General features: G+C 33.1%; 2 protein-coding genes. Both read left to right on the top strand.

What is annotated here, in order from left to right:
* A partial coding sequence (locus tag T420_RS07100) for an autotransporter outer membrane beta-barrel domain-containing protein (RefSeq protein WP_051406288.1) occupies window positions 1–2,570 on the top strand: 2,570 nt, incomplete at its 5' end.
* A 1,086-nt stretch (window positions 2,571–3,656) separates the two neighbouring features.
* On the top strand, window positions 3,657–5,267 hold a 1,611-nt coding region (locus T420_RS07105; RefSeq protein WP_081725928.1), incomplete at its 3' end, for an autotransporter outer membrane beta-barrel domain-containing protein.

Below are 5,267 nucleotides of genomic sequence, written 5' to 3' on the forward strand. Positions count from 1 at the left end.
CAATTGCATTAGGTAATGTTGATATTACTTCACAAAAGGCAGGTCTTGATATAAAAAATGGTACTCAAATCACAATGAAAAGTGGTAAAATTGATGCCAAAGAAATTGCCATAAAAGCTGACGGTAAAAATACAACTATTACAGTAAATAATGTTGACATTACTTCACAAAAGGCAGGTCTTGATCTAAGAGATGGTGCTCAAATTTTAGCAAATGGTGGTTCTGTTACACTCAAAAATAATAATGATGATGATGTCCCCAATAGAGTAGCAATTATTGCTCAAGGGGCCGGAAGTAGAGTTACATTAAATAATGTAGTAATTTCTTCAGATAAAAATGGTATCGAAATAGGTCCACAAGCAATATTAAATATGACCGGTGGATCCATTGAAGCTGAAAAAGACGGTATTTCTTTCGAAGAAAGTAAGAATAATAAAAACAAGCTGAAAGATACGAAAATCACTGTTGCCAAAGGAAGTGGAGTATTAGCCAAAAGCAGTAAGGTTTCTTTAGAAAACATCTCCATTAAATCTAAAGAAGGTTTTGGGCTTTGCGCATCTGGTGATGAAACAAATGTCACAATAGCAGGTGGTATAATTAACGCAGACAATGCTGCATTTTTTGTAAAAGATAATGCAAAAATTAATATTTCCAACGTTTCTGCAACAGCTTCTAAAAATGGTCTAGAGCTTGAAAATATAAATAAAGAAGGTAAACAAAGAAATGTCGTTAATTTTACTAATACAAAGCTTACTGTTGAAAAAGGTGTAGGTATTTCTGGAAACAAATCTGGAAAAGATATTGTCAACCTTAAAAATTCAGAAATACATGCTGATCTTTTATTAAAGTTCACTGCTGAAGAAAAAAAGAAGTCAGCTATTACACTTAATACAGATCACTCGATCTTAGAAGGTGGTGTTAGAACTGGAGAAAACGCTGAAACAATTTTTAACCTCAACAATGGTACAATTTGGACTTTAAAAATCAGCAAAGAAGAAAAAAATAACGAAGATAAATTACTTAATCTTGCTGATAGAGCGCGTTCTTCTGTCTCTAAATTAGATCTTAATAATAGTACTATTGCCTTTGACAAGGCAACAGATGGTCAGTATCAAACATTATATGTAGGAGCGGCAATACCAAAAGTTTCTCCAAATGAAGTATCTGTACTGTATGAAGAAGACCCAAAGGAAGAAAATAATTCTTCAAAAGTCTACAAAGCTCAAGGCAATGCAAAAATTTACTTTAACACTGAATGGAGTAGTGGTCTTAAAACAAAAGATCAAAAGACCGATCGGCTTGTGGTTAATGGCGATGCATTAGGAACAACCACAGTCTATGTTAATACTATCAAAGGAAATAATAAAACAGAAGAAAATGCTTCAGTTCCTAAAAACGAAAGTGGCATCTCACTTATCCAAGTTTCTGGAGAAGCAAATAAAGACTCCTTTAAATTGGCAAATGGCTATACCACAATAAATAATGCTCCTTATAAATATACACTGAATGCATACGATCCTGAAACTTCCAGTCATGAAGCAGATCAAAGTATGTTTGGTTCAGATAAACCATATTGGGATTTCCGTTTGCAGAACGCCTATCTTGACTCTCAATCGGAGGTGAAAGCTCTTGTACCACAAATGGCCAGCTATTTGGTGATGCCAAATGCTTTATTCTCTGCTGGTTTTTCTGATATTAGTGAGCAAAATAAAGCATTAACTGATATGCGAGCAATTTCATTAGAAAATACTTTCTTCTTATCCTCTTACGGCAGTACAGCAACTGTATCATCCAACCACAGTGCTCTCGAATACGGTTATGGTGCTAATATTCGCTATGGCGGTGTACAAGCAGGTGTTGCATTGGGTGTTCTTGAAAATCAAAACACCACTACGCGTTTTGGTCTATTAGGTACTTATGGTCAATTGTCCTTTACTCCAAAAGATATGGAAGGTGCTACTAAAAGTACGCTTGATAAATGGTCAATCTCAGCTTTCGGTAGTATGCAAAATCGTAATGGTTTATACTTGAATGCACTCTTCTCCTATGGTCTCGTAAAAGGACATATTAAAATTGCTAACATCGGAAATATTGCAAAATTGAATGATGTAAACACATTGAGTACTTCTGCTATCATTGGTCAACAATTTACAACCAGTATTGAAGGATTAACCTTTGAACCGCAAGCACAACTTGCTTATCAACGTTTGATGTTCGATAATATTTCAGATGGTAATGATCTTGAAATCAATATGAATAATCCTCACCAATGGCTAGTTCGTATTGGTGGACGTTTAACCAAAACTATCGCCGCAGTAGAAAACGGTCATGCTATTTCCCTTTATGGAAAACTGGATATGATCAACACTTTTGGTGATGGTGATACAATACAGGTTAGCGATAGTTTCCGTCTTGATCCTATGGGAGCATCCGTTGCAGGTGGTATAGGTATTAATGCACAATTAAATCAAAAAATTGGATTGCACGGAGATGTTAGCCACCAACACAAGCTTCAAAAAGCAGGTATATCAGCAACCTCTTTCTCAGGTGGAATACGTTATCGTTTCTAAAAAAACTGATATTAACTCCAATATCAAAGGGCAGCATAGAACGTTGCCCTTTATTTATAATAATTCTATTCATGAAAATCTATATCCTTTCATCATTAAAACCTCTCCTCACTTTTTTCATTGACAGAAAAAAACTATTCAGAATAATTCTGGTACTTATAAATCTTTCATGAAGTATGTGCTTTAGCTGTTTCCTATAAATCAATACCCAGCCTTTATGCAGCGACATCTTTTAAGACAATATTGAGGTAGTTCAGTATTTCTCTGCCATTTTAATATTCTATATAGCCAAGTTTGAAATGAGAATTATATATTCCATTTGGTTTATCCCTGATAACAGGAATGGAAAATAATTTAAAAGAATATGAATATCAAAAATTAAAAACCAATGCTCAGCTTTACTATCTCGTTTAAATTGGACTTTAAAACCTTCATAATTATCCAAAGAAGTATCTTTTAATAAATAGGATTGCTCATAGCTTCACGCTTTTGCTTTTCGCATTCATTTAATACAATTCCACCCTCACAAATAATAGAACATTATTATGCTATTAACTTATAATATTAATTCACGTACTCTTTTATTATAGAAGCGTTTCTACTAGCTTTTAATCCTATTTTTCGTACTATTCACCAATGTTCTATCAAGCGCCCCTATCTTTATTATATGAAATAATAAACCAATGCTGTTATTATTTATCAGCACTTAATGTTACAACTTGTCTTATACGCAAATAATATATAATAAGTGGTTTTTTAAAAGATTTTTAGTCATACATAAATCTCTTTTATCAGAGATAGGTAAATGATTTTTTTATTCATAACCTTAAGAGAAATTGAATTAAGAAAATATAATTATATTGAGCACTCTCATTATAAGCAAATTATTAAGAATAATTTCAATAAGATAATGTGATTAAAATATTGTATTTTAAGATTTTTTTCATATATTTTAGTAATTCAATCACAATCATTGCATTATGTATTTTACATTGTATCTTTTTGTATGTATTTTACATTGTATCTTTTTGTGCTTTCAATTATTAATATGCTAAATTATACTTTTGGTGGTTTAAGGATTTTCATATGAAAAAAGCATTCGGTATCAAATTAAGTTTGCAAAATATTTTTCTGTTATTTAGTACAACCTTTATACATAGTGCAGAATTGATTGCTGATAATGGAAGAGTCACATCTATTAGCGAAGATATTTCTATAGAATCGATAATAAATTCTTCTATTATAAATGGAGGGAAATTTGAATCAAAATACATTGGAGTTCTTGCTAACAAGATTGGAAAAATTGATTTTACAGGAGTTGATATAACAACTGGTCTACTTGGCGTAGTACCTTATGGAGGATCTAGAGTTTATATTAAAAATTCAACTATAAGAGTCACTAATCCTTCGAGTTATGGCATTTATTTCAGACATAAACCGACTCCTGATGATCTTGATCCCCCAAGTCAGGTACACCTTACCAATACAACAATTTCATCTCCACATATAGGTATTTCGTCAAAAGGTTCAGGTATTGTAATTCTTAAAAATTCGCAAATTTATTCTGATATTTTATTAACGAGCCAGCCTACAACAAATACAGCGTATCAAACGCATAATTACGCTGAGATGTTGCGTATTGATGCAGACGGTTCTACTTTACAAGGTCAATCAAAGGTTAATAGCTCGCAATATGTGTTTTTAACTCTTAAAAATGGTTCAAAATGGATTATACCCGCTAATTCCAATTCTGAGGAGACGAGACAAGAATCTACTATGCATATGCTTCATCTTTATGATAGTGCTATTGTATTTGATAAAAAGGTCATTGGTGGTTACCAAACTTTATTCATACAAATCCCACAAGAGGGTTTTATTTCACAATATTTTGCAGCTGGTGATGCGAAAATTTATTTTAATTTGGGAAGGAGAGATTCTGATAAACTTATAATTAAAACGGATGTACGAGGTGTCACTAAAGTCCATATTAATCACACTAAAGATCCAAGAGACAGTACAGATGTAGAACATATTGGCATTAGAGAGTATGTTTCTCCTTCACAAGAGAGAATTTCCCTCATTGAGGTATATGGAAAAGCAAATGAAAACTCTTTCAAATTAGCCCATGGTTACACTACAGTTGATGGTCTTCCTTATAAGAATGTCCTTAAAGGAATACCTGTCTATAATGTTGATAAGAGTGAACCACCTATTGTCTGGCATTTCAAATTGCAAAACACGTATCTTGATCCTCAATCACGAGTGAAAGCTCTTGTCCCACGAATGGCAAGCTATTTAGTTATGCCTAACGCTTTATTCTCTTCTGGTATCTCTGACATTAATAATCAGAATAGAGTGTTGGCTGATATGCGAGAAAGATTAGTCTCAAGTAAAAAGAAGGGATCTCTCTTTTTATCCTCCTATGGCAACGTAGTAAACTTTTCATCTATCCGCAATCCGTTACAATATGGTTATGGTGCTGATATAGTGTATGCTGCTCTACAAACTGGTGTTGTGTTAGGTTCTTTTGAAAATGAAAATACCATTACACACTTCGGTCTGTTGGGAACCTATGGTAAAGTATCTTTTACTCCAAAAGATATGGAGGGCTCTGCGAAAAGTTCCCTTGATAAGTGGTCAGTTTCAGCTTTTGGTGGTGTTCAACATGATAACAATTTGTATATGAATGCGCTTTTA

Origin of the sequence: Bartonella clarridgeiae ATCC 51734 (assembly GCF_000518185.1) — a bacterium.
GTDB classification, from domain to species: Bacteria; Pseudomonadota; Alphaproteobacteria; order Rhizobiales; family Rhizobiaceae; genus Bartonella; species Bartonella clarridgeiae.